Below are 20755 nucleotides of genomic sequence, written 5' to 3' on the forward strand. Positions count from 1 at the left end.
CCAGTGCCCGTCATTGTCACGTCTTCCGCGCCAAGCCTTCCGCGAGAGCGGAATGACCCGCCGCCTGTAACCTACGCGCCGCCCGTCATCACGCCAGCGCCGCCAACGCCGTTCGTACCTGCGCCGGCGGCTCCTGTGGCCGAACCAGTACGCGACAAGAAGGCGCAAGGCGCCATCGTCTATGATCTCGGTGCCGAAGCGCCGACGGCTGGGGGGGCGACGCAGCCATCCGCCGCGGCCGGCGCTAACGTGGGCCGCAATGGCTCGGGCGGATTTGATGACGCACCCGCCAAGGCGACGACCATGGCCAGCCGAACGGACGTCGTTCCGATCGGGACGCAAATTCCAATCGCACTCGAAACACCGATCGACACCGCAAGGCCCGGTCTGGTGCGGGCGATCGCGTCTCGTGACACGCTCGGTTTCGATGGCCGCCGTATTCTTATCCCAAGGGGCTCGCGCTTCGTTGGTGAATATCAATCGGAGGTACGCTCGGGCCAGAACCGCGTGTTCGTCACGTGGACCCGGGTTATCCGTCCCGATGGCGTGACGATCCGCCTTGGTTCGCCGGCAGCCGACCAGCTGGGCGGCAGCGGCGTACCCGGCAAGGTCAACACCTTCTTCTTTCAGCGCTTCGCCGGAGCCGTCCTCCAGTCAGCGTTGACGGTGGGGGTAAACCTTGCGTCACAACCACGATCAGGCTCGGTAATCGTCGGTATTCCGTCAGGGCCAATCTCTACCATAGGGCAGGGGCTGGTGCCCAATGACTACAGGCCGAAAATCACCGTCAAACAGGGTGCTGCGCTCAACGTTTTCGTTGCGCGCGATCTCGATTTCTCTGGCCTGACGGCTGGACAGCCTGCCGCACGATGACCACCGCAGCGTATCTTGACGTCTATCTTGCGCCCTTTCTCGAGCAGCTCGTTCGGCCGGACGTCACGGATCTCTACGTAAACCGCGCTGGCGAGATCTGGATCGAAACGCTGCAGGGTGGACTTGAGCATCATCTCGTCCCCGAAATCACCGAGGCGCAGCTCTGGCGTCTGGCGCGGCAAATCGCGAGCGTGACCCACCAGGGGATCAGTCGGGAACATCCATTGCTGGCCGCACGCCTCCCGGACGGCTCGCGCGTCCAGATCGTCGCTCCGCCGGCGACCCGAGACGGTATGGCCATTGCCATCAGGAAGCACGTGTCCTCCGATCTGTCGCTCTCAGATTATCAGCAGGCTGGCGCTTTCCACGATACGACCGGGTCCGATGCAACAGATCCCGTCGAGGATGAACTTGCCAGCCTGTATGAGATGCGCAGGTGGGACGCCTTCCTTGCCGCCGCGGTACAGGCGCGCAAAACCGTAGTGGTGTCTGGGGGCACCTCGACCGGCAAAACCACCTTTCTCAACGCTCTCTTGCGCGAGATCGCGCCGTCTGAACGGCTCATCCTGATCGAAGACACGCCGGAACTCGTGCTGCGGCATGAAAACGCGATTGGCCTCGTCGCAGCGAGAGGCGGGCTAGGCGAGGCGAACGTCTCAACGGAAGACCTGCTGATTGCCTCCCTCCGCCTGCGGCCCGACCGCATCATCCTGGGCGAGCTCAGGGGCGCGGAAGCCTTTACCTTCCTCCGGGCCGTCAACACCGGACACCCAGGATCGCTCACCACGATCCATGCTGACACCCCATCTGGCGCGCTCGAACAGCTTATGCTGCTCGTTCTGCAGGCAGACGCGAAGTTGCAGCGTGCTGACCTTCTTCCATACGTGTCGCGCGTCATTGATGTGATCGTACAGCTCGAGCGGCGGCAGGGTGTCAGACGAGTGGCTCAGGTCGATTGGCTGAAAAGACATTAAACGGGGGGCAGTTCTTTATGCTGAAGGAAATTGCAGCTGGCGCCATATTGTTGAGCGTCTGTTCGAGCGCTTTAGCCGAGACGGTTCAATATGGTTACGATGCTCAAGGCAGGCTGTTGGTCACCGATATACGGCGGTCTAACGGAACCGGCTATGCTGCCGGCTACGGTTACGACAAAGCTGGTAACCGGAGTGTCTATCAGAATGCGCGGGTCGTTAAGACAGGCGGCCTAGCCTCGGGTACAGGTATTGGGGCTGGAGAAAGCATCCTATCACCCGGCGGTGCATACCGCTTTATCTTGCAATATGACGGCAATCTTGTCCTTTATGCTGGCCCGCTGCAGCCCATTTGGTCCACAAGCACGTTCCAACCGGCAAACGCCCGTCTCGAAATGCAGGGAGATGGCAACCTCGTGTTGTACAGCGGCTCAACCGCTATATGGGCAAGCCATACTGATGGCCACCCGGGAGCATATTTTGCTGTGCAGGAGGACGGCAATATTGTCGTTTATACTGCCGCAAACCAAGCAATATGGGCGCGCTTCGGGCTATAGGTCGAACCGGTCACCAGAAGATGACGTCGTATAATGCTAACAGGGGGCTGCATGAAATATCTTAAAAGCACGCTGCAAATAACCGTTCTGATCGCCGTTGGGTTCGGATCTCCGGCGATGGCAGGCCGCCAGACGGGAACATTGGCTTATATAAGCGCTGACAAGACGTTCGGCACCGGCGTCGTTACCTTCTCGGTGATTGGCGGCGCAAGCTCCGACAAGCCTCCCTGTGCCGCTGGTACCGACGCACGCTGGGCTTTGAACGTCGGTGACAACGCTCCTGCCAACCAATATATTTACTCTCTCATTGTATCGTCCATGTCTTCGACATTCCAAATCTCTGTTACTGGGACCGGCAAATGCACAACGGTCTCCAATCTAGAGGATGTCGCATACGTTGAGGTTAGAAAGTAGCTTCAAGCGCACTTGGCCAACATACGCAAAGATCGCTAATTGTTACTTTTTTCCGTTGTTAGCGAAGCTGAACATAGCCGATACGACAATAAACTCCGCTCTGATTGGTAAGCAATGTTACCGGTTTACCGGATAGATAGGCCGAGGTAATTACCGACACGATGGCATCATAATTGTCAGCATCTTTATTGACGAAGGCCCACGCCTCGCTTGTACCGCACATCGGCGTGCCGTCCATATAGACCCGGAAGCCAAAATTCTGCCCCTCAGTGACGACGTCAATTCCGGAGACCTTCCCGGTCTTTATACCATCCCATGCTGCTGCAGGCGACGCCCATGACAACGCAACGATAGGAAGCGTGGCAGCAATACGACTTAGCAAACGCAATGTGTCCATTCCTTTTCAATTGCACGGCCCATACTGTGCCAGCCTATCAAAAAAATCCAGTTCGCTGAGGAGTTTTTCTCTATATGCTTATAGGACATTGTCAGGCCCACTTTGCGCATGGTTATTTCTTCGTTTTAGAAGATCGACATTGAGCAAAACTTTGAGGTTGGGCGCCAAGCCAATTTCCTTGACTATGAAATTAATTAAGGTTGATAATGGTTCAACATCTCGGGGGGGGGGAGGGGTAGGTGAATAAAAAAACGGCATCGCTTGTGGCATTAGCGCTGACTACGTCCATAGCGCCCAACGCATTTGCGACCTACGATAGCAACACGGTGGGGAGAATCACCAATGTTCTCACCTACGATGACGGGCATTTTTTGGTATCCTTGGACCCCATGCCAGCTGGGCCATGTAGTAATTACTTTATAGTAGGAACGGACGTCGCAGTCGACGCCAGGCAAATGCTCCTATCTCGAGCACTCACTGCTTATGCAAAAGGGGAAGCCATACCCATTGGCTATGACGGGCATACCTGCGTGAACGGATGGTACAGAGTACATCGAATTGGCTAATCATTCTGATGGTGGCTTAGAGCCGTAAGCCAGCCAGCGACAGGAGATCGCAAATGCGCGTAAAGCTGATAATAGCAGTAGTATCCTCATGCCTATCAACAGGCGCTTTGGCAGGCGGAAGCTCGATCACGAGCAAGGTAAAGGAGGTCCACGTTCGCGCCTCTGACGGGTTACATTGGGTAGTGATGACCACACCTCCGTCAGGTCGCCCTGACTGTGGCAGCAGGCAACCATATTACATGATAAAGGACGAGCGCAGCGATGCTGGAAAAGCGCAGTTCGCCATGCTTCTCTCAGCCCAGCTTTCAGGTAACTCGGTAACCGTTGACGGGGCAGGTGTATGCTCGCGATGGGGCGACGGAGAAGACATCGAGCATGTGATGCTCGCGCAGTGAACCCATTAACGTTGCACGCCAACCCGGGTTTTGGAGCAAGACCAATATGACTAGCTCAAACGGCTTCAAAGGTCTTTTGTACGGACTATGCGCGATTGGCTTCGCCTATGCAGGCGGAGCTCATGCAGAGAGCGTCACCAACGTTACAGTGACAGGAGTCGGCAATCAGGGGACGCAGCTTTATGCGACACTGGCAACCACACCCCCCGGTTGCCGAGGAGCCGTGATCTATCACTCCTCCGAGGTTCAGGCCGGTCAATACGTCATGAGCATCTTGTTGTCAGCACGTCTCGCTAATCGGCCGCTTACACGGATCGACTATAGCGTTCATGGTGATGGGACGTGTTGGATCAGCTTGGTTGAGGTATAAAGTATTTCAAAGCCCGTCTCTTAGACGGGAAAAGGTAAAACCTCGGGAGCACTTGTTGATGTGGGTAAGATCTCTAAACGTATTTGCGTTAGCTATAACGGCAAGTGGGACGATATCTGCTTCCGTGGCTAACGCGCAAACTACGTCCTATCGCTACGACGCTAGAGGCCGGCTTATTGGCTCCACCAATTCCAGTGCAGGCGGGACAGTCAACACGACTATAACGTATGACCGCGCCGACAACCGCGCAAATTACTCGGTATCAGGCGCAGTCAATGGTACCGGAGGGAATGCGGGTACCGACCCGAATTCTGGTGCATCGATCCCGCCTCGGTCGAGCACATCCCGATTGATTGTCGTGCCCCTGAATGGCTTCACAGTGATCCCTCTCCCATAAACCTATAGTTATAACTCGTTGCTTTGACGACGGCGGTGAGGCTTCCCATCAAATCTTCTTAGTTTGGCGGGAGCAATGAGCGTTATATTGGAGAAAATTATGCGACTTATTGGCTTTATCGCGCTGTGTACGATTGCTTATGGCTCGGTAGAACAGGCCAAAGCGGACGTCTATTGTGGTGGAGATGCAACGCCAGCCAGATTATTAACGTATAGCGACGGATCGGTTCTTATACTTACCACTTGGCGGAGCGATTTTCTGCAAATTTGCAATCTTAATAAAAGCTGGAAGGGCGTCGAGCCCGCCACATGTTTCGCTTGGATGTCGAAGATCGCCGGTGCGATAAACGCTAATAAAAAGATCGGTCTTTGGTATAGCGGACTGTCGGGAGATGTGTGTCGCTCTATACCAACTTACTCTGGGGCCCCCGCTCCGGTATATATTGACGTATCGTCTTAAAAATAAGTAATCCTATCAATAGGATAGAAGCCCGTATCTCAACCGCGGGGCGTTGACACGCGACGGGGCGCGCGCGCGCCGCGGCGTTATTGTTAGCGACGAATTACTAAAAAAACCTATTGTGTTAAATTGGTATCACGGCATATCTAAAGGCGAATGTGACGGCTGGCAAACCGTAACGGGGGTGTTCGCGTATGCGTAAGGTGTTTCCAATTAGCAGCGGTTTATGCCTCCTGCTTTCGCTCTCACATGCCTCGGCTGCCGAAACTATAACCTATACATATGACGCTAAAGGCCGTTTAGTGCGCGCCGTCGCATCGGGTGGGGCCAATAATGGCACGAATACCACCTACGATCACGATAAAGCTGACAACCGCAAATCAAAAAAGACGGCTGGCGCGCCACGCTGATCGGTCTCAAGCAAACTGGCATGTGGCGCGGGAGCGCTAACTAAAGAGGGGTCACCATGAATGCTCGTCGTTGCGCGCGCGCCGCTGGCGCGTGCGGGTTCCTGCTCGTCTCGGTATCCTTGCCAGCCATTGCATCCGCGCAGCTCGCCGGCGAAATACCGCCACCTGCCCGTGCGTTGACTGACGAGAACGGTGTAAACGTCGCAACCGGGCAATACCGCTCGCCCCGTATGGACATGGTTGTTGGTAGTGGCCCCGGAGCAATCAGTGATGATCGTATTTACGGGCGGCAGACCTGGAATGATGCGCGGATCTCGCTGTACAACCCGAATGACCCATCCGGCCCCGTCTATGTCCGGACCGACAGCAAGACGTATGTTTTCACAAGATCTGGAGGCGGGTTTGCGACCACTTCCGAAGGCGCAAAGCTAGTCGTTACGTCCGGCATTTATCAGGTCGTTCTACGCGATGGGACCAAATACACATACGGCCAGATCGAGAAGGCCTCTCGTCATGCAGACTCCCGCGAGTACGATTACGATGCCTATGCCTATCTAACGACGATAGATGGCCCGGATGGTTTTAGGACCAGCCTGAACTGGTTGACCTCGTCCTATTGCCCCTATGGCCCCCCTCCCGGCGGAGAGGGTGGTAATTGCCGCCTGAGCGCGCAGTCGGCTTCGGGACCACCCCCGCAAATCTGGAAGACCCGGCTGACGTCGATTTCGAACAGCGCGGGCTACAGGATCGACTACCAATATGCCGGCGACAGCTTGGCTGGCCGCCCTGCACCGACACAGGCCGCCATCGTCGCCTGGAGCACCGTGACTGGAGCACGCGGCGCAAATGCGCAAGGTGGTTCAGGTACTCTTCCGACCGCGACCTACGCCTATGCCAGCTCGACGTTGAGCACCGGGGGCTATGTTTCAACTGACGATGTGACCGACGGCTTGGGCCGGACAACCCGGTACACGAAACAGTTCGGGTCGGTAAGCTACGAGGCGATGCGCCGCCCCGGCAGCAGTGCCGACAACGTCCGCATCAATATCGATAATACCCTGCACGTCTCATCGATTGTGCGTGACGGGGCGACCTGGACCTATTCCTTTGCGTCACCCACCGCATCCACCTCAACGTTGACCGTCACCGATCCTGTCGGCCGCGCGCGCAAATACCAGTCCGACCTGACGGTTGGTTTGCCGACGCGTGTCGAGGATGAATACGGCCGGGTTACGAGCTACACCTATGACGGCGCCGGTCGATTGAAGACGGGAACCTCGCCTGGCGGGCAAGTCACGACGTATGACTATGACGACCGCGGCAACGTCATCAAGACGACGGTGACCGCAGTCGGCGGAGCGACGCTCGCCAGTTCGGCAACGTACCAGGATTACAGCTGCACGACTGCCGGAACCTGCAATCGCATGGCATCGAGCACCAGTGAACGCGGCGTGGTGACGACCTACGGCTATGACCCGACGCATGGCGGTGTCACCTCGGCAGTGACGCAGAACACAGGGGGTACTAACCCAAGCGTTCAGACCCGCTATACTCAAGTAGCGGGTGTATGGATGCCGACAAGCAGCTGGGCATGCACCACTCAGGCGAGCTGTGAGAACACCGCGGATGCGGTTCGCACAGTGACCCAATACAACGCCAACCTGTTGCCAAGCTCGATCACTACGGGCGCAGGCGACAGCTCGGTGCAAGCCGTCACGGCCATGACCTATACCGCGGCTGGTGATCTTTTAACGGTCGATGGTCCTTTGGCGGGCTCTGCTGATACAACTCGCTACTATTATGACGCGGGTCGTCAGCGCCTTGGCGCGATTGGGCCGGATCCAGACGGAGCAGGTCCGCTACTGCCAAGAGCTATCCGGACAGGCTACGACGGTTGGGGCCGCACGACGAGCGTAGCGCAAGGTACGGCAGTCGATCAGGGCGATGCCGCGCTTGGTGGCATGACAGTGCTGCAGACACAGACCGCAACCCTCGACGATGCTGGGCGTAGACGTTCGGCTGCGCTATCTTCGGGCGGCACAACCTTTTCTCGCATCGATTATGCCTATGACGCGGCGGGACGCCCGACATGCACCACGCAGCGGATGAATCCGAACAGCTTGGGTGCAGCTGCGGATGCCTGTAGCGTTGGCGGAGACGCCGGATATGGTCCTGATCGGTCGACGCTCGTGCAGTATAGCGCAGCAGGGGCGGGGCAGCCGGCCTCGACCAGCGTGACGTCAGCCTATGGTACGGCGCAGGCTGCCACCGAGACCATCCTCCAAACGCTGACGGGCAAGCCGGCCAGCGTTACGGATGGCAATGGTAACGTGACGTCCTACGCTTATGATAGCTTCGATCGGACATGGCGGACATGCTTCCAGACCGCTTCAAGTGCCGCGTGCGGCGGAACGCCTGGCGATTATGAGCAGCTGGGCTACGACGGCAAAGGCGATATCACCAGCCGACGGTTGCGCGACAATCAAACGCTTAGCTACCGATATGACGTACTGGGAAGGCGTACATACGACCAAAATCCCAAGACGAACGTTGCCGAGGTCGATGTCGGCTACAGCTACGATCTGCTCGGTCGCCTGACCAGTGCCGGCGACGGCAATGGCTGGACCAAGAACTTCGTCTATGACGCGCTGGGTCGGGCGAAGACGCAGAGCAGCAATGTCTCGAGCACGACGCTGCAATATGATGCGGCAGGTCGTAAGGCACGCCAGACCTGGGCGGACGGCTTCTTCGTCACCTATGAGTACAATGTTGCCGGCCAGATGACCGTGATCCGTGAGAACGGCGGTCTTGTGCTCGCTACCTTTGCTTACGACAATCTCGGCCGCCGCACGTCGCTGACCCGCGGTAACGGTACGGTGACGAGCTATGGCTATGATGCCGCCTCGCGCCTGACCAGCCTCACCCAGGATCTGGCAGGCAGTGCCTGGGACCAGAGCTACGGCTTCACCTACAATGCGGCAGGCCAGATCCTGACGCGCAGCAGCAGCAACGACAGCTACGCTTGGACGGGCGCTACCACCGTTGATCGCAGCTATGCGGTGAACGGGCTCAACCAATACACCACCGCCGGCAGCACGACGTTCGGCTATGATGCGCGCGGCAATCTGACCAACTCGGGCGGCACCACTTACCAGTACAACAGCCGCAATCAGCTGTTCATGAATGCGGCGGGTCAGCTGATCTACCGCAACCCGGCCGGTGAGCTCGGCCAGACGCCGGCGGGTAACTTCGACTGGGTCGATGGGCAGCTGGCGCAGGAGTCGACCAGCGGCGTGCTGCGCCGCTATGTCTACGGGCCCAATCCGGACGAGGTGCTGGTCTGGTATGAGGGGGCTGGCACTGGTGACCGGCGCTACCTGCATGCCGATGAGCGCGGCAGCGTAGTGGCGGTGAGCAACGATGCCGGCAACGCCATCGCAATCAACAGCTACGACGAATACGGCATCCCCGGCGCCAATAACCAGGGCCGCTTCCAGTACACCGGTCAGGCCTGGCTGCCTGAGCTCGGCATGTACGACTACAAGGCGCGCATGTACTCGCCGACGCTCGGCCGCTTCATGCAGACTGATCCCATCGGATACGGTGATGGCATGAACTGGTATAACTATGTCGGTAGTGATCCTATCAACGGGACCGATCCCACCGGCATGTATGACTCACCAGATTGCTTTAAAAATGGTCCTATGCATTTTGATGCCACGACTGGCAGCCTAGTTCCGAACAATCCAGATGATATCGTCGTGTGTGGTAACAAGACTCCTACCTACTCGAATCCGTTTCCCTTCGGCTACAACTATGGCGGAGGTGGAACCACGCCTAATTCTGATCGCGGCTACGGCGGAGCACCAACCGCGCCGCAGCAGAGTATTGCCGACGAAATTGTTGTCACTGCTCGCCGAACCGCACGGACATTGAAGCGTTCTGCATCAATCACACTAAACGCCCTTACGTTTACATTTGACACTATTTGGCTCAGCTTTAATCAAGTATACGACTCTATCGTACCACCTTGCTGCTTTACGGCCGGGACGATGGTCTCGACGCCTGCGGGCCTGAAAGCAATTGAAACGCTCAAGGTGGGCGACCTTGTAATGTCCCGAAGCGATAGGACCGGCGAGACTGCCGCCAAACCTATCGTGGGCATTACGCCGGCTCATTGGCGGCAGGTTTGGACGGTTACCCTATCGTACAAGGATGAGAATGGCGACTGGACCAACGAGCGATACGAGACAACCGCTGACCATCCCTGGCGTACGGCTGACGATCAGTGGATTACCTCTGCATCGTTGAAGCAGGGGCAAGTTCTTTTGCGAAAGGACGGGTTAGCTATCGTTGCCGAGGTTGTCGATACCAAAGTCACGAAGTTGACTTACAATCTCGAAGTGGCAGAGTATCACTCTTACTTTGTGGGAAGTGCAAAGACTTGGGTGCACAACGCTTGTGCATATGTTTTCAGGACGGAGCATTATGCACCTCGTCTCATTCGAGCCGGTATAAATGTCCAAAGCGCCGAGTCCGCGGTACGAGCAGCCTTGGAGGCGGGTGGTTCTAGAAACGGGTCAGTCCAGGTTGGCGATCAAACGCTACTTTATCGTTCCTATGTTCTTCCCAACGGGACGGTAAACATTGGAACAATTCATATTCCATGGTGAAAAGAATGATTGACTTTAACGGCCTCCGCAACGCCTCCCGCACAATTTGTAATTCTGCTCCTTTGGAGTTTCGTAACAAGCTACTTCGGCAATTGGAGAAGGCAACTTTCTATCCGATTAATAATGACGGCTCCATCGTTGAGCTAAGATATAGCGGATATCAGCGCCCTGATTATTCCCAAAATCAAGTTGGCCCCGTAGGACTACTAAAAGACACGGACTTATGCCCAATAGAACTTATAATGTATTGGGACAGGAACCTTAAACTTTGCGAGATTGAACTTATTCGTCAAGGAGAGGGCCCTTTGATTGCGCCTGATTTTACATTTTTAGAGTTAATTAAATAGCGCTGCAGAGGCATATCGCACCTGATCGATCAAGAGGAAAAACACCAGGTCCTACGGCAGTTCGTATAGACGAGCGTCCTTGAAGTGCTCGGCTCGCCGACGGCGTTCTTCGTAGATCCGTTGCGCGATCGCAATCTTGTCGTCACCGTCGTCCGGCACCTGTGCGTCGTCCATGTTCCGCCGCGATATTTGGATCAGGTCTTGGCGAAGGGTGCAGTACTATATCCTTGGGAAGACTAATCTCCATTTTCGTCCTTACCGGCACGCGCCAGCTGCGAGCGTATAACGCTATCGTCAAGGGCGACTCCAACGCCCGGTAACCTTCGACCGCCAGCGGCGGTCGAAGGCAGGATTCATCACTGCAGGAGGCTCTACCAGCAAAAAAGGACGCCTTAAGATAGCGGCAGGGCGGAGGCTGCACCCACCGCAGGCAGAACCAATTTCTCGGAAGCCGTTCCCAAATTACTTTCTGGAAAAGTGTGATTCAGATGGAGTTGTGGAAATGATCTAGCTGGCCTTCTCGGCTGATGTGTCTGCCTCCCAGCTGGTGATCGCGAACGATTTTTGAAGGATGAATGACAGGCCTCTCCGACGCACCCGCTCCCAATCAAGCCATATTATCTTAACGACTTTGCACTCAGCAACATTCCTCGCCCCTGCGGCTTCTACATGTCGGCCAGCGGTTGGCGCCGGCTTCCACAGGGGATGACGTTGGAAAATACCATTCTGCTGCTCGTGGTGGGCATCGCCGTTGCGGGCGTGTTCGGACAATGGCTTGGCTGGAAGCTACGCGTGCCGGCGATCATCCCGCTCCTAGTGATCGGCGCGTTGCTCGGCCCCATCGGGGGCGTCATTCGACCGTCAACAGCACTCGGCGAGGTGATGCGACCGGCGATCGGCATGGCGGTGGCCATCATCGTGTTCGAGGGCGGTCTGAACCTCAACCTGCGTGAGCTCCGCTCCGCGGGGTCAGGTATTCTCCGCCTGGTTGCGGTCGCGCTACCGCTCAACTGGTTGCTAGGTACGCTGGCGGGGCATTGGGTCGGCGGGCTGTCGTGGCCGGTCGCCATTCTGGTCGGCGCGATCTTGGTAGTGACAGGGCCGACCGTCATCATGCCGTTATTGCGGCAAGCAAAGCTCGAGCCGCGTGCGGCCGCGTTCCTGCGCTGGGAAGCTATCGTCAACGATCCGATCGGCGCCACTCTGACGCTACTGGTACTGAGCTATCTGACGCTGTCGACCACAATGAGTGGAAGCGAGGCAGTCGTCCATCTCGGCTGGCATACCTTGCTAGGGGCCGGATTGGCGGCGGTGCTGGGTTTGGCAGTTCCGTTCGGCATCCGGACGCTGTTTGCGCGCGATCTCGCGCCTGAATACCTTAAAACGCCGATCCTGCTCGCAGGAGCGTTAGGCGTGTATGCCGCGGGTGAGGCGATCCAGCCGGAGACCGGCCTGGTAGGGGCAACGTTATTCGGCGTCGTCCTCGCCAACATCGACGTCACCGGGCTTCAGGAGCTCCGCCGCTTCAAGGAATCGCTGACGGTCTTTCTCGTATCCGGGCTCTTCATCCTTCTCACGGCGAACATTGATCGGAGCACGGTGGCGATGCTGAGCTGGCCGATCGCGATGACGACCATGGTGATCCTGTTTGTCGTCCGTCCGCTCGCCATCTGGCTGGCCACGATCGGCGCGAAGGCGAGCTGGCGCGAACGCCTGCTTGTCGGCTGGATCGGGCCGCGAGGCGTCGTCGCGGCAGCGATTGCAGGCGTCGCGGGCGAGCGCCTGTCGCAGGCCGGCTATCCGGATGCGCGTCTGGTGCTGCCCTTGGTGTTTGCGGTCATCGCATCCACCGTTCTGCTTCATGGTCTGTCGCTGGCGCCGCTCGCGCGCAAGCTGAAACTCGCCTCGGGCGGGCGTGGCGGGTTGCTGGTGGTCGGCGCGTCACGGTGGACCGTAAGACTCGGGGAGGCGCTGCATGGGGCCGGCATACCCGTCATCCTGGTCGATCGCTCTGCGCTGGCGCTCAAGGAAGCACGCCTTGCCGGCCTCAAAACGTTACGCGTCGAGGTTCTCTCGGTCATCGGTGAAGAGGTGGTTGATCTGCGCGATATTGAGCAAGTGCTCGCGGCGACGCCAGACGATGCCTACAACGCCTTGGTGTGCACGCGCTTCGCCCCCGAGCTGGGGCGCGAACGTGTTCACCAGCTGGCAACAAGCGGCACTGGCACTCGGCATGAGGCATCCCGCGAGTGGCGCGGCAAGATCGTGATGGATGAGACGATGACCTTTCAGCACTTGGCGGACCTGATGCAGGCCGGCGCATCGCTGGTGGTCGAACCGGTTGATGGCACCGGCAATCAGACCGAGATCGTGGAGGATGGCTGGCCTATCGCCATCATTCGAGAGAGCGGCGAACTCGCGTTTGTCGGCGTCGAACACGCGACGGCTCCTGCTGGAGGGGATCTGATCGTACGCCTCTATCAAGCCGCCCTCGCACCCACGTCAGACAGAAAGACAGCACGCTGGCGTCGTTTGCTCAACAGGCGAAGGTTCGATGTCTGATTGATGTCTACCTGTCGCCAAACTCCTAAGTTTTGCAACGCCCCCCTTAGTGCTCATATGTGTAATGTCAGAGCTAATTGGCACCATTGTATCAGCGGTAAATGGCATCCCCATCCGCCCGATTGATCGTTAGGCTGATGCAAGAATCAAAAGATTTGCATCACAGACAACCGGGAGAGGAAGGTCCGCTATCCGCTACCATCCGACAGGGCACTACCGGTGGCCGGACGAGGCAACAAAGGAGGTGTGCTATCCGGATAGGTCAGCCAGTTGCGCCAAATCATATAAGTACGCAGGCGGGTTAGACGTATGCGGCATCTGATCTCCATACTCGTTCTGATCGTGCCACCCCGATACTTTTCATAAGCGGCGTCGCATTCGGAATCTCGATACGAAAGCCATGATCGTTCAGCCTGAACAAGTCTTTTGGTACCAGCTCCGCTTTCTCTACGAATTCGTCGAATAGCCATGTTGTAATATCGGTTTAGATTGGCATCCTCCTCCACGAAGCGGGCCACGAAGCAGGCATTCACTTCAACCGTTGTTGTGCTAGGACAGGGGGCGGCGCCAGAGCTGTCACTAACAATCATTGCAAGAGCCAGAAGCGATAGCATGTATTTATCCTGATTTCTGGCGTAGAGGAACCTAGCAGGCTAACCAAATCTATATAAAGGGCCCCGCAGTAATGCGGGGCCAAGGATTTTCATTGGTAGCGAGGAAAGGCGCCGAAACCGAATCTAACAGGTTCTATAGGCGGGCAACCCGCTGACAGGCGTCAAAACTTGAACGTTGCGCCAGCGTACATCATGCGCCCGTAAAGGTCATAGGTATCGGCAACCGTCTGCGTACCCGGCCACGTCACGGGATTCGTATCGCCAAAGGTGGGCGGCTTCTTGTCGAGGAGATTGTTCACGCCGACGTAGAGTTCCATTTTCCTGCTCTCGCCGACGGCGATCTTGCCTTGGATATTATGGTACCAATAGGCCGGGATGGGGGTGATGACCGTCGTGCTTCCGTCCAGATTATCCTTGAGCGGCCCAAGGTAATCCACGCGATAGTTCAGCTGGAAGTTTTCGGTGCCGAACGTGAAGTTTCCGGTGACCCTATCCTTGAATCCCGATCCCAGGCGGCCGCAGCTATAGCAATCAGCCTGTCCGATTTCGTTCTGAACAGGTCCTCCAGGGAAGGGCGTCTGCTGCTGATCGAATCTATGGTTGTACAACACGTCGATATCGAGCCTGCTGCCTCCGATTGGCAAAGAGTACCGTCCCTCGACGTCGAGACCCGACACGAGATACGATCCCGTGTTGAGGTTCAGAGCGTTCACCCTGGTGATGAAGCCGTTGGCGTCGCGTATTACGTTGTTGCAGAATAGCGGCTGTGCGCTGGTGAAGCACTGCGACACCGAAACCTGCTGACCGATGATCCCGATCGCGTTCTTCACCTTGATGCGATAGTAATCCACTGTAAGGCTGAAATTCCGGATCATCCTCGGCGTTATGACCGTGCCGGCGGTGATCGTGTCGGCGGTTTCCTCCCGAAGGTTGCGGTTGCCGCCCAGAAGCCCATCGATCGTCTGGATCTGCGAGGTGCTGTACTGGAAGCTGCCGCGCGATGCGACCGTGGCCGCGATGCCGGGGATGGCAGAACAGCCGGCCGGCAGCGCGACGGTCTTTGCACCATCGCCATTGCCCTGCGCCTGATCGCATGGATCGGTCACCGCCGGGAAGGTCTGGCTCAGCGACGCGAACAGTTCACCGATGTTGGGTGCGCGCGTTGCCCGTGCGAACACGCCCCGGAACCTGATGTCCTGCGTCGGCGCGTAGGTCGCTCCTGCCTTGAAGCTCCAAACGCCCCCGACCGTGGAATAGTCCGCGTACCGAGCTGCACCTTCGAGGCCCAGGTAGTAGAGACCCGGGCGGTTTTCCACAATCGGCGCCACGACTTCAACGAAAGCTTCCTTGGTGTTGAAGGAGCCTTGCGTGTTGGTGATCTGGTTGCCCGCGGACAGCCCCGCCTGGGTGAAGGGATCAAACACCTCCGAGCTCTTCTCATGGCGATACTCGCCGCCGAATGCGACTGCGACCGGACCGCCCCACATCGAGAAGAGCTTGCCGCTGACGCTGCCGGACACGACGTCCTGGTTGACCTTCGCGAGGTAGTCGTAGGTGACATTCCTACCATTCACGATCTGGACGGTATTGCCATCGACCAGCGTCACCGTCCGGGTCGGACCCGTATACGTCTGAAGGAACTGCGACGCGGCGGCAGAGGCTGTATTGTAACCAAAAATATTCAGCGGGACGCAACCTGCTGCACGGGCCGCTGGGTCGGAGCAGCGAACTTGTCCATCAGGCCCGATTTCATTGTTCAGGGCTGCACCATAGTTGGGCGTGTAGATCGACTGCGCCGTGGTGTGGTCGCGGCTCTGCGAATGTTCGTAGTACAGGTCGTACGACCACCTGCTTGCGCTATCAAGGTCTCCCTTGACGCCTAGCACACCGCGATAGAAGTCGCGATCATTCTGGTTGCTGCGGCTGAAGATGTCATTCGACCGCCGCCTGAACTGTATGACATTGACGCCGTTGGCGATCGCCGCGTTCCGAATTGCCGCAGGCACGTAGGGGCTGGTGATCGGAATGCCTGCATAGGCCGATCCATCGAAACTGAGCGCCGCGCCGGGGCCGGTGTTCGCGATTGCGGACGGCTCCAAGGACGCATTCGATTTGGTGTTCGAGTATTCCCCCTCGGCATAGACCTTGAAGGCATTCGAGAAGTCGAAGTTGCTGAGCAGGGTGCCCTGCAGGCGAGCCACGGGCACGGACAGGAGACGATCGCCATTGCGATTATATCCGTCGACGTTGGCGCCCTGGTAGGGCTTCAGGACGTTGTTGCCGTCGAACGTGAACGTGCGCCCGGTAGCAGGGGAGAATTGGCTCTGCGTAGCGGGATTGCTGACGTCGAAAAGACCCTGCGCCGCATAGGAGCTCCGATTGGGAACGTCCTTCGCGGAGAAGCTGCGATTGCGCGATGGAAGGCCGTGATCGTTGTCGTAGCTGAAGTTGCCCACGATATGCCCGCGTCCGTCCGCAAAGGCGTGCCCACCGGTGATCGAAATGTACTGACGCGCGGCATCGCCCTTGTCCGAGATCGTGTTCTGCCCCCGAACCTTCAGGCCTTCGAATCGATCGTTGAGCACGAAGTTGACGACGCCGGCGACCGCTTCCGATCCGTAGACGGCCGACGCGCCACCGGTGACGACTTCGACGCGCTGGAGAAGGTCCGTCGGGATGTTGTTGACGTCCACGGCCGAACTGCCCGCGATGCCAAGCGAGCGACGGCCGTTGATAAGCACCAATGTGCGCGATGCGCCAAGGTTGCGCAGGTTGACGGTGGCGACACCATTGCCGGTGTTCGAGAAGTTCGAGCTCGTGCGGCTGATGTTCTGGCCTACCGACGGCAGCGTCGCGAGCACATCCTGGATGTTGGAGGCGCCGGTATCCTGGATTCGTTCGGCGCTGACGGTCACGATGGGGACCGAGGCCTGCAGATCCGGTCGGGCGATGCGCGATCCCGTCACGACGATGTCGTTACCTGCATCCCCCGCTTTAGCCGTCTGCGTAGGCGGCGTGGAGCCATCCTGGGCCGCGGCGGGATTGGCGATCAGGACTGCGCTGGAAACCAGCGCTGACGTCAGCAAGCTGTTGCGAATGCTAGATTTCATAGAACCCCTCTACGGCGATGTGCCGTCGTTACCGGCGACCTCAAGGTCACATAACAATCCAATTGCGTAGTTGGGATTGGCCATCAACACTGAAAGAAGGGCGCAAAAAACATATTTACTGCCTGTCACTTAATTGCAACTAGTCAGCAAGACACCTAAAAAAGCCATTTAAAACATGTATTTAGATAAATGGTTATCGATCTGTCATGTTGTGTTCATTTCTTTGTCATGTTCGATTCGGGGATCAAATATGGCAATACGACCGAGAAGAATAATGCTTATCAACGACTTACATAAACATATAAAATCCTTCTCTTGACAATCTTGATCCACTAAATTGGTCCTTGTACGCGCTCTTATAGATGATGTTTAAACGGGTGCACGGAGCGCATCGCAATGCAGATCGAAAAGCTGCCGACCTATGGGGATAATGAAAAAATTATCGTCCGCGGGGCGGTCGCGGTAGCCTTTGATCCCATCGCCGTGTTCTGGCGGGGTCGCCATGTTGCGCTATCGAAGGTTGAAGGCGAGGTGTACGCGCACGTGTTCCGTCGCGGCAGAGTTCACGTTGATGAGGTGACCACTGTACTGGCTGACATAGGCGCAAAGCCATCAACCAGGTCCCTGGTATTAGGGCATATACGGCGAAAGTTTATCAGACTGGGGGCTTGTGACCCGTTTGAACGATTAGGCAGTGAACTAATCTGCCTGCGTGTCGACGCTGACTCAGCGGGCAAAACCGCACCTGTTATCGGCCTTACTGGCTCCCGCTACGCGAAAGCATCAAGCGTCTAGGAAAACCAGAGAAAGAAATTAAATAGTATCTGCCTGATTCGCCCTTAATGAGGCGAGGCCTGTTAGGCTGCATGGCGATACATCTGTTGCATTGGTCTAGCCGGCACTTCAGTTTTGTTATATCGTCACTTGAAGCAAATCACGAAGCGAGAGCGTTGACGCAAAAGTCCTAGCTTTCGAGCATCTCATAATATAGCAAAATCTTTGCGGTAACTTCATTTGCTTAGTCGACCTTGCTGCACCTCCAGCGCCAACTCTCATGAGTTTTTGCTACCACGACTGTCAGGCAAATCACGCTATCAGGCTAGTCGCCGCAACGAATGCAGCTGCAGACAGACTGGACCATGCACGTTTAGGCAACGTGATAAGGAGGGTAATTTCGACAACTGCCTCCCATGCGATCGGACGGCCTTCAGATCGCAAAACGATGTGGCTCGAATTAATCGGTACGCCTTTTGTGTTCTATATATCATTCCTGCGACGTACGATTGTGCAGACCATGCCTCACATCATCGATGCCGGCAACTCGGCGAGGGGGACACGGTCGTGTCGCGGACGTGCTACCTACTTAGGCCACACGCTGGTTTTTCCAACCTTATGACGGCGATGCGCCCGTCGGCCTCGTATCGATCGCCTCCCCCGTTGCGGTAGTTTCGACCTGAGGGGAGCCGCATCGACTCTGCACCTTCTTGTTTGGCACCGCAGCGCTGCAGGACAGCGACCGACAACGCACGTTCCGCATCGATGTCGAAGCCTATATGATGCGTAAGTTGAAATGTGAACAAGCTGAGACCAACGCCGCGGTCGAACGTCGCTGCTGCCAGCCATTGGTCCGGGCCGATCCGCCAAAAGCGGACATGGTGGCGCTGGGCGGCGCCTGCTGCGACGTCCTTTTCGAAGGCGAAGTCCTGTATGCGATCCTCAAGGAATAGCGGACTGACCGGCGCATTGGGATAGGGCCGCGCGGTAAGCACGCTCAGTCCAATCTGCACACCGGTACGTAATGATACCGGATCAGCGCGAGACCAGCCAGCGCTGTGGTACGCCGCGGCGATCAAGGCCTTGCTGGCGTAGATGTGCAGGTTGATAGGATCACCAGGAATGTCCTGTGCGGTGTAAGAGGTGATCGCATCGCGCTTGCCGATCTTGCGATGTTCGTGATGGCTCCACAGCCGGGGCAGCCCCGCATAGGCGAGCAGGAACCAGAGCAGCAGTACACCCAGGAACACACCGATCGCGATGCCGGCCCAATGACGGGATTTGAGCTTCTTGGCCGGTTTGCCGTTCGAAGTGCGCGGCATAGGGTCACAGGCCGCTGGGATTCGCGCCGCACCATCCCGGCAGGCAGCGCGCCTCGTCCGACCGTGCGATGCGCAGTGCATGGGTGACCGCTGCGTTCCAGTCTTCCGTGACTGAAGCACCAGCGATACGGTGACGCAGATGGTCCGCCCAGAGAAATTCAGCGAAGGGGTGATTGGTCTTGGCGCATCCACCTGCGCGGATCAGCGCGCCGGCGAGTGACCGGAACGGATCGTCCGACAGATCCTCCAAGCGTTTTGGAATCGCGTCGAGATCCCGCCGCTTACCCTCCGCGTCGTAGGCGTGGCACCATCCACTATTGTCGAGATACGTCCAGAATTCGCGCTTGGGTAGATGTTCAAGATCGACGATGACGTACACGGCGGCAAGCTCGACCTTCTCGTCGAGCAGGGCACGGGCGAAATGGTGATGGTCGACGATGTAGCGCCGCCCCTTGGGCCCGATCACTGCGGGCAAGACATGACGGCGCAGCAGGACCGCGCGTTCATGCTTGTCAGCATCGCGCCAACGCTGGCGTTTCGCCGCCACTTCCCGCAGGCCAACGGTTATCTGCGTCGGACGCAGTTCGGCAATTGGGATGCCGATGGGGATGGTGGCGGACATGATCGGTCCTTCGCTGATTGGGGCTTACGGATCGGAGCCCCAGCTAATCCCGCCATCGAACGTCCGCAATCAGGAAGCAGAGCGACCGTCCCGGATGTCCGTTAATGCGCAAAAGCGGAACCGCAGCTCTCCGACAGACAGGGTGCCCGAACGCTCACGCTGGCTGTCGTAAAACACATGTTTTCCGACACCCGCAATCCTGAGCCTGCAATGGATCGATCCCGTCTCCTGCAATAATGATCGACAAACCCTGTCGCTTTGATAAGCTATGCGACAATGCGGTTTGGGGCTTTGTCGTACATGCTGGTTGGGTACATGCGGGTTTCGTCGGCCGATGATCGGCAATCGGTCGACCTGCAGCGCGATGCCCTGATCGCGGCCGGCTGCGATCACCGTCACCTTTATACCGACAAGGCATCCGGCGCCCGTGACGACCGGCCGGGGCTCAAGGCCTGTCTCGGTTATCTCGGTGAAGGTGACACCCTCGTCGTATGGAAGCTCGATCGCCTCGGCCGGTCACTGCCCCACCTGCTGACGATCGTCACCGACCTGAAGGCGCGAGGCATCGCCTTCCGCTCCTTGACCGAGCAGATGGACACGACCACCCCGCATGGCGAGCTTCTGTTCTCGTTGTTCGGGGCGCTGGCCCAGTATGAACGCGCGCTGACGCGCGAGCGGGTAATGGCAGGCCTTGCTGCAGCAAGGCGACGGGGGCGGCAGGGCGGTCGCCCACCCACGATCGACGCCGAGACGCTCGAGCGGATTACCGCTGCGCTCGATGGCGGGGCCAGCAAGGCATCGGTCTGCCGGACGTTCAAGGTGCCGCGCTCGACGCTGATCGGCACGCTGTCTCGCATCGGCTGGACGCGCACCGGCAAAGACCTCCAACTTGACCCTGTTTCCTGACAGGGCCTCTTGCTAC

15 protein-coding genes are annotated in these 20755 nt (G+C 57.7%); 9 read left to right on the plus strand and 6 right to left on the minus strand.

What is annotated here, in order from left to right; genetic code table 11:
* Window positions 1-135 precede the first annotated feature (135 nt).
* Genes AC07U4_RS18495 through AC07U4_RS18510 form a run of 4 tightly spaced genes read left to right on the plus strand, consistent with a single transcriptional unit; the run spans window position 136 to window position 2815 of the window.
* Window positions 136-873, plus strand: coding sequence for a TrbI/VirB10 family protein (locus tag AC07U4_RS18495; protein ID WP_495196435.1), 738 nt, complete (start codon window positions 136-138; stop codon window positions 871-873).
* The gene (gene virB11, locus AC07U4_RS18500; RefSeq protein ID WP_495196436.1) at window positions 870-1847 is read left to right on the plus strand and encodes a P-type DNA transfer ATPase VirB11; all 978 of its coding nucleotides are present in this window, start codon (window positions 870-872) and stop codon (window positions 1845-1847) included. Before AC07U4_RS18495 ends, virB11 begins: the two co-directional genes overlap by 4 nt.
* Entirely contained in the window at window positions 1829-2401 is a 573-nt protein-coding gene (locus AC07U4_RS18505; RefSeq protein ID WP_495196437.1) for a hypothetical protein, read from the plus strand. The genes virB11 and AC07U4_RS18505 overlap by 19 nt, the downstream gene beginning before the upstream one ends.
* Window positions 2402-2452: 51 nt before the next feature.
* Window positions 2453-2815 carry a hypothetical protein gene (locus AC07U4_RS18510; protein ID WP_495196438.1) on the plus strand — a complete coding sequence of 121 codons (363 nt, stop codon included), beginning with the start codon at window positions 2453-2455 and terminating at the stop codon, window positions 2813-2815.
* A gap of 58 nt (window positions 2816-2873) precedes the next feature.
* On the opposite strand, the gene AC07U4_RS18515 is transcribed toward AC07U4_RS18510, so the two are convergent.
* Complete coding sequence (locus AC07U4_RS18515) at window positions 2874-3212, minus strand: hypothetical protein (protein ID WP_495196439.1); 339 nt, start codon at window positions 3210-3212, stop codon at window positions 2874-2876.
* Window positions 3213-4017: 805 nt separating this feature from the next.
* On the opposite strand from AC07U4_RS18515, the gene AC07U4_RS18520 reads away from it, so the two are divergent.
* Together AC07U4_RS18520 and AC07U4_RS18525 are read left to right on the plus strand one after the other, a co-directional pair.
* Window positions 4018-4173, plus strand: coding sequence for a hypothetical protein (locus AC07U4_RS18520; protein WP_495196440.1), 156 nt, complete (start codon window positions 4018-4020; stop codon window positions 4171-4173).
* Between the two features lie 1692 nt (window positions 4174-5865).
* Complete coding sequence (locus tag AC07U4_RS18525; protein WP_495196441.1) at window positions 5866-10482, plus strand: RHS repeat-associated core domain-containing protein; 4617 nt, start codon at window positions 5866-5868, stop codon at window positions 10480-10482.
* Window positions 10483-10880: 398 nt separating this feature from the next.
* Here AC07U4_RS18525 and AC07U4_RS18530 read toward each other — a convergent pair whose 3' ends face one another.
* Entirely contained in the window at window positions 10881-11003 is a 123-nt protein-coding gene (locus AC07U4_RS18530; protein ID WP_495196442.1) for a hypothetical protein, read from the minus strand.
* A gap of 537 nt (window positions 11004-11540) precedes the next feature.
* Here AC07U4_RS18530 and AC07U4_RS18535 point away from each other — a divergent pair.
* Window positions 11541-13391, plus strand: a complete 1851-nt coding sequence (locus AC07U4_RS18535) for a cation:proton antiporter (RefSeq protein WP_495196443.1) — start codon at window positions 11541-11543, stop codon at window positions 13389-13391.
* Between the two features lie 188 nt (window positions 13392-13579).
* On the opposite strand, the gene AC07U4_RS18540 is transcribed toward AC07U4_RS18535, so the two are convergent.
* Both AC07U4_RS18540 and AC07U4_RS18545 read right to left on the minus strand, forming a co-directional pair.
* The gene (locus AC07U4_RS18540) at window positions 13580-14005 is read right to left on the minus strand and encodes a lysozyme inhibitor LprI family protein (protein ID WP_495196444.1); all 426 of its coding nucleotides are present in this window, start codon (window positions 14003-14005) and stop codon (window positions 13580-13582) included.
* 161 nt (window positions 14006-14166) lie between these two features.
* Window positions 14167-17115 carry a TonB-dependent receptor domain-containing protein gene (locus AC07U4_RS18545; RefSeq protein ID WP_495196445.1) on the minus strand — a complete coding sequence of 983 codons (2949 nt, stop codon included), beginning with the start codon at window positions 17113-17115 and terminating at the stop codon, window positions 14167-14169.
* 396 nt (window positions 17116-17511) lie between these two features.
* Here AC07U4_RS18545 and AC07U4_RS18550 point away from each other — a divergent pair, with 396 nt between their 5' ends.
* Window positions 17512-17910: a hypothetical protein gene (locus AC07U4_RS18550; RefSeq protein ID WP_495196446.1), complete on the plus strand. Its 399-nt coding sequence runs from the start codon at window positions 17512-17514 to the stop codon at window positions 17908-17910.
* A gap of 560 nt (window positions 17911-18470) precedes the next feature.
* Here the strand turns inward: AC07U4_RS18550 and AC07U4_RS18555 are convergent.
* Together AC07U4_RS18555 and AC07U4_RS18560 are read right to left on the minus strand one after the other, a co-directional pair.
* The gene (locus AC07U4_RS18555; RefSeq protein WP_495196447.1) at window positions 18471-19211 is read right to left on the minus strand and encodes an LssY C-terminal domain-containing protein; all 741 of its coding nucleotides are present in this window, start codon (window positions 19209-19211) and stop codon (window positions 18471-18473) included.
* Window positions 19212-19215: 4 nt separating this feature from the next.
* On the minus strand, window positions 19216-19833 hold the full coding sequence (locus AC07U4_RS18560; RefSeq protein WP_495196448.1) for a ParB-like protein: 618 nt from the start codon (window positions 19831-19833) through the stop codon (window positions 19216-19218).
* Between the two features lie 300 nt (window positions 19834-20133).
* On the opposite strand from AC07U4_RS18560, the gene AC07U4_RS18565 reads away from it, so the two are divergent.
* A complete protein-coding gene (locus AC07U4_RS18565; RefSeq protein WP_495196449.1) occupies window positions 20134-20739 on the plus strand; it encodes a recombinase family protein in 606 nt (201 codons plus the stop codon).
* Window positions 20740-20755: the final 16 nt, after the last annotated feature.

The organism is Sphingomonas sp. GW821-FHT02B09, assembly GCF_059421875.1.

Excerpts from the sequence above, each read along its gene's own strand:
- virB11 (WP_495196436.1), top strand. The coding sequence starts at position 870 with ATGACCACCGCAGCGTATCTTGACGTCTATCTTGCGCCCTTTCTCGAG.
- AC07U4_RS18510 (WP_495196438.1), top strand. The coding sequence starts at position 2,453 with ATGAAATATCTTAAAAGCACGCTGCAAATAACCGTTCTGATCGCCGTT.
- AC07U4_RS18515 (WP_495196439.1), bottom strand. The coding sequence starts at position 3,212 with ATGGACACATTGCGTTTGCTAAGTCGTATTGCTGCCACGCTTCCTATC.
- AC07U4_RS18520 (WP_495196440.1), top strand. The coding sequence starts at position 4,018 with ATGATAAAGGACGAGCGCAGCGATGCTGGAAAAGCGCAGTTCGCCATG.
- AC07U4_RS18525 (WP_495196441.1), top strand. The coding sequence starts at position 5,866 with ATGAATGCTCGTCGTTGCGCGCGCGCCGCTGGCGCGTGCGGGTTCCTG.
- AC07U4_RS18530 (WP_495196442.1), bottom strand. The coding sequence starts at position 11,003 with ATGGACGACGCACAGGTGCCGGACGACGGTGACGACAAGATTGCGATC.
- AC07U4_RS18540 (WP_495196444.1), bottom strand. The coding sequence starts at position 14,005 with ATGCTATCGCTTCTGGCTCTTGCAATGATTGTTAGTGACAGCTCTGGC.
- AC07U4_RS18545 (WP_495196445.1), bottom strand. The coding sequence starts at position 17,115 with ATGAAATCTAGCATTCGCAACAGCTTGCTGACGTCAGCGCTGGTTTCC.
- AC07U4_RS18550 (WP_495196446.1), top strand. The coding sequence starts at position 17,512 with ATGCAGATCGAAAAGCTGCCGACCTATGGGGATAATGAAAAAATTATC.
- AC07U4_RS18555 (WP_495196447.1), bottom strand. The coding sequence starts at position 19,211 with ATGCCGCGCACTTCGAACGGCAAACCGGCCAAGAAGCTCAAATCCCGT.
- AC07U4_RS18560 (WP_495196448.1), bottom strand. The coding sequence starts at position 19,833 with ATGTCCGCCACCATCCCCATCGGCATCCCAATTGCCGAACTGCGTCCG.
- AC07U4_RS18565 (WP_495196449.1), top strand. The coding sequence starts at position 20,134 with ATGCTGGTTGGGTACATGCGGGTTTCGTCGGCCGATGATCGGCAATCG.